The sequence below is a fragment of the Pseudanabaena cinerea FACHB-1277 genome (genome assembly GCF_014696345.1).
Lineage (GTDB): Bacteria > Cyanobacteriota > Cyanobacteriia > Pseudanabaenales > Pseudanabaenaceae > Pseudanabaena > Pseudanabaena cinerea.
The window spans coordinates 1-3,247 of the sequence record NZ_JACJPY010000161.1; the positions used below are offsets into that span (position 1 = coordinate 1).

Here is a 3,247-nt window from a genome sequence, read left to right on the forward strand (position 1 = left end):
GTCCTAACCCCATAATTTTTCGTCTTATACTGGTGGTCAGCACACACATCTTCGCTCCCACATTCTGGACAAGCATAGGTAAATAGATTCATTACACTGGTATTTTTAGCCGAAGTTTATCTTTTATTATTAACTCCATATGTCATATATTGCAATGCTTTTCCCTACTCATTACACGGAACCAGTGCCTTTTTTTCTTAAATTTGATGTTTGTTTCTATCGCTCCAAGTCAGAGTTTGAAATTCAACCAAAATCGTAAATCGGGCGATCGCTGTTTGGTTAATTTTTAGAGGGGCGATCGCTGGTTAGGGGATAGATAGGCGATCGCTGGTTGTGGATGATTAGTCCAAATAGCCTTAAATCCTAGACCAATCTTCGATGGGCAAATTTAAGATCTGCCCAAAATCTTTAGCATTGCGTGAAACTACAGTAGCGTTGATAGACAGAGCGATCGCCGCGATCCTCAAATCTCTTGTCCCCAAACGCCTATATTGGGAGCGTAAAATCTAAAACTGACAATAAGCGTCATTGTCAAAACTAACTCTCCGTATAGTTTGGAAGAAATCCAAAGCTTTCTCAAACTCTGCATAAGCTAAAAGTAGTTTTGATGACTGAGATGCTTGACTACACTTATTAATTTCACTAAGCCAACCTTGACAAATCTCCTGCGCCGTAATGACCGAAATAGCGAGTTTATCTGGTTCAGTTTGAAATATGCGATCGCAAATGAGAGTATTTCCTTTGAGAAACAAAGAAACATGATCGGTATCGAGTATTAGCAAACTCAAGCGATTTTTTCCTCTTGGTAGTCAACTGTAGTCTGTGAATCCAATTCACAGCGATGAGATTCGATGTTAGCTATTACAGAGTCAAATAGCTGACTGTTCTTATAAATTCCTGCAAACCGTCGCCAAGGATGTTCTCGCTTGGGAATTTCTAGTTCTAAAGATACGACCTCATTTTCTAATAAATTTGTAGTAATTAATCGATCTAATTCCAAAATAGCCGAATGACGATCGCTACTAATAACGCTATATTCGGGCAATCCTAATACTCTAGCGCTAACTTTACCATCTTTTTCATTCTTGACTAAGACGTTAATTGATAGTTTAGTTTGTCCATTAACCAGTTTAGCGTTCATGAAATTTACCTTTAGAGATCGCATTATTTACGATAATTTATATTATGACATCTTGACAGGTTTATGAATATGATGATCGCTGTTTGTGGGATGGATAGGCGATCGCTGGTTAGTTTTGATTTTTTGAGAGGCGATCGCTGGTTGGGTGATTTTTTAGACGGGCGATAATAGCTAAAATAGCCAATATGGTTATAATAGCTAACAACAGTGTTAGGAGCTATTACCATGAAAACATTAGGTGCATCAGAAGCTAAAAACCGCTTTGGCGAACTATTAGACCTAGCACGTAGAGAACCAGTGCAAATAGCTAAAAAAGGGCGTAGTGTTGCAATTATGATGTCTATTGAAGAATTTGAAAGGTTTTTAGATTTAGAAAATCAATTTTTAGCCCTAAAAGCAGATCAAGCCAAACAAGAAGGTTTTATCGGCATTAAAGAAAGTGAGGCTTTATTATCAGAGATTCTAAATGCTTAAAGTTAACCTATCTCGACAAGCCGCTAAACGCTTAAAAAAGCTGTCAGAAAAGCACGCCAAACAAGTTGCAACCAAAATTACCGAATTAATCTCAAATCCCTACCCTCAAGATTCTCTAAAGTTAAAAGGTTATCCCTATCACAGAGCCGATATTGGTGAATATCGGATAGTTTATTTTGTGGAAGAGCAAACACTAGAAATCTTATTAATTGAGAAACGGAACGATGATGAAGTCTATAAACAACTAAAAAGAATGATATAGAATCTATGAAACAAAGAACCACATCATGGGGAGATCGCTGTTTTATGGGGATGAATAGGCGATCGCTGGTTAGTTTTGATTTTTTGAGAGGCGATCGCTGGTTGATTTTTTTGAGGGGCGATCGCCTCTAAGATTAAAAAATCACATTACAAACTGGCAAATAGAAAAAGCGCTTTTGGGTTTTCTGATAATACCTAAAGTAAATCTTACAACTGGATTATTTGATTAAGGCAATCGCACACCTGAGCAAATAATTCACTGTTCAGCTTGCCCAGAGGATGAGGTTTTGCCCTGCGTAATCGCCAATCAAAGGATTTGGGCTGATGACAGAGAACATAACTAGTTTTACTGGCTTTACGTCCTGCAACTTTTCCGACGGAGATTGCAAAAGGGTTGTCGGCATTGAATGCGGCTGTTGTCATCGGTAAACCAATTACGATCGCTGTTTTGTCATTAAAAATGCGTGGTGATAGTACTAGAAAAGGATGAACGTCTTTCATTTCCTGTCCAACCTGTGGATTGCAGTCGATCCAGATAATGTCTTGGCGATCGGGTATCCATAGCTTTTTTACCATTGCTCTGCGCCGAGCCTTTGCGATGTTGCCATCACTTCGCCACCATGTCGGGCTGGATCAAATTTAGCTAGTCTTTCTTCAAGGGTTAATGGCTCATCTACAGGTGTAATCAGGACTTGATTATCGACAACAGATAGTTTGACTCTTTGGTTGACGTGGAGATGGGCAGCACGAGCGATCGCGGCGGGAAGTCGGACTCCTAAGTTGTTGCCCCATGTTTTGATGTCAAGGATTACTTCAACCATAATAATATTTCATAAGAGAAATGTTTAAACACTAGTATAAACGTTATGCCTTTTCTTTGATAGAAACTTCAATGGGCTAGAAGCATGAAAATTAGATATTTTGCAGATACTGACACTCTTTACATCGTCTTTTCTCAAAAGACACCTACGGAAACACGGGATTTAGATGAGAATACTTTGTTGGATTTAGATGAGGATGGTCAGCTTTGCAATATGGCGATTGAACACGCGAAAGAACGTGTGGGTATTCCAGAGGTTGATTATCAACAGATCGCTGCATAAAAATCGCTTATTCATTTCACGAGTAAAATCGCTCGATTGCTTGTTGATAGGTTTACGAAGATAGCGACTAGATGCGAAAATTTATTAAATGTCGAAAATCATAGGCTTGAAAGTTGTAGATCGGCGATAACTGGTAGCTTAAAAATATCTGTGGTTTGCAGACGTTTGGCAGTGGTTCCGCCAAGTGAGGATACGAAAGGTATATATGGAGTCAGTCAGAAGACATATTGAATAGAAAACAACTGTGCCCAAGAAAGTCCCACTTCGA

Annotated in this window: 8 protein-coding genes; 4 read left to right on the top strand and 4 right to left on the bottom strand. The window is 38.9% G+C overall.

Annotated features, from left to right (window positions below; translation table 11 throughout):
- Positions 1 to 506 precede the first annotated feature (506 nt).
- Both H6F44_RS22380 and H6F44_RS22385 read right to left on the bottom strand, forming a co-directional pair.
- Entirely contained in the window at positions 507 to 788 is a 282-nt protein-coding gene (locus H6F44_RS22380) for a type II toxin-antitoxin system VapC family toxin (RefSeq protein ID WP_190353293.1), read from the bottom strand.
- Positions 785 to 1,141: a type II toxin-antitoxin system HicB family antitoxin gene (locus H6F44_RS22385; RefSeq protein ID WP_190353294.1), complete on the bottom strand. Its 357-nt coding sequence runs from the start codon at positions 1,139 to 1,141 to the stop codon at positions 785 to 787. The genes H6F44_RS22380 and H6F44_RS22385 overlap by 4 nt, the downstream gene beginning before the upstream one ends.
- Positions 1,142 to 1,366: 225 nt before the next feature.
- Here H6F44_RS22385 and H6F44_RS22390 point away from each other — a divergent pair, with 225 nt between their 5' ends.
- Genes H6F44_RS22390 through H6F44_RS23700 form a run of 3 tightly spaced genes read left to right on the top strand, consistent with a single transcriptional unit; the run spans position 1,367 to position 2,008 of the window.
- A complete protein-coding gene (locus H6F44_RS22390) occupies positions 1,367 to 1,615 on the top strand; it encodes a type II toxin-antitoxin system Phd/YefM family antitoxin (protein ID WP_190353295.1) in 249 nt (82 codons plus the stop codon).
- Complete coding sequence (locus tag H6F44_RS22395; protein WP_190353296.1) at positions 1,608 to 1,877, top strand: type II toxin-antitoxin system RelE family toxin; 270 nt, start codon at positions 1,608 to 1,610, stop codon at positions 1,875 to 1,877. The genes H6F44_RS22390 and H6F44_RS22395 overlap by 8 nt, the downstream gene beginning before the upstream one ends.
- A 5-nt stretch (positions 1,878 to 1,882) precedes the next feature.
- Positions 1,883 to 2,008, top strand: a complete 126-nt coding sequence (locus H6F44_RS23700; RefSeq protein WP_277874151.1) for a hypothetical protein — start codon at positions 1,883 to 1,885, stop codon at positions 2,006 to 2,008.
- Positions 2,009 to 2,083: 75 nt separating this feature from the next.
- On the opposite strand, the gene H6F44_RS22400 is transcribed toward H6F44_RS23700, so the two are convergent.
- Together H6F44_RS22400 and H6F44_RS22405 are read right to left on the bottom strand one after the other, a co-directional pair.
- Positions 2,084 to 2,452: a type II toxin-antitoxin system PemK/MazF family toxin gene (locus H6F44_RS22400; protein ID WP_190353297.1), complete on the bottom strand. Its 369-nt coding sequence runs from the start codon at positions 2,450 to 2,452 to the stop codon at positions 2,084 to 2,086.
- Positions 2,446 to 2,697 (bottom strand): AbrB/MazE/SpoVT family DNA-binding domain-containing protein, encoded by a 252-nt coding sequence (locus H6F44_RS22405; RefSeq protein ID WP_190353298.1) that lies wholly within the window; start codon positions 2,695 to 2,697, stop codon positions 2,446 to 2,448. The genes H6F44_RS22400 and H6F44_RS22405 overlap by 7 nt, the downstream gene beginning before the upstream one ends.
- 84 nt (positions 2,698 to 2,781) lie before the next feature.
- Between H6F44_RS22405 and H6F44_RS22410 the strand changes: the two genes are divergently transcribed.
- A complete protein-coding gene (locus H6F44_RS22410; RefSeq protein ID WP_190353299.1) occupies positions 2,782 to 2,979 on the top strand; it encodes a DUF2283 domain-containing protein in 198 nt (65 codons plus the stop codon).
- Positions 2,980 to 3,247 lie beyond the last annotated feature (268 nt).

What these genes read in the sequence shown, in the direction of transcription:
- H6F44_RS23700 (WP_277874151.1), top strand. Translation starts at nt 1,883, where the DNA reads ATGAAACAAAGAACCACATCATGGGGAGATCGCTGTTTTATGGGGATG.
- H6F44_RS22395 (WP_190353296.1), top strand. Translation starts at nt 1,608, where the DNA reads ATGCTTAAAGTTAACCTATCTCGACAAGCCGCTAAACGCTTAAAAAAG.
- H6F44_RS22410 (WP_190353299.1), top strand. Translation starts at nt 2,782, where the DNA reads ATGAAAATTAGATATTTTGCAGATACTGACACTCTTTACATCGTCTTT.
- H6F44_RS22400 (WP_190353297.1), bottom strand. Translation starts at nt 2,452, where the DNA reads ATGGTAAAAAAGCTATGGATACCCGATCGCCAAGACATTATCTGGATC.
- H6F44_RS22385 (WP_190353294.1), bottom strand. Translation starts at nt 1,141, where the DNA reads ATGAACGCTAAACTGGTTAATGGACAAACTAAACTATCAATTAACGTC.
- H6F44_RS22405 (WP_190353298.1), bottom strand. Translation starts at nt 2,697, where the DNA reads ATGGTTGAAGTAATCCTTGACATCAAAACATGGGGCAACAACTTAGGA.
- H6F44_RS22390 (WP_190353295.1), top strand. Translation starts at nt 1,367, where the DNA reads ATGAAAACATTAGGTGCATCAGAAGCTAAAAACCGCTTTGGCGAACTA.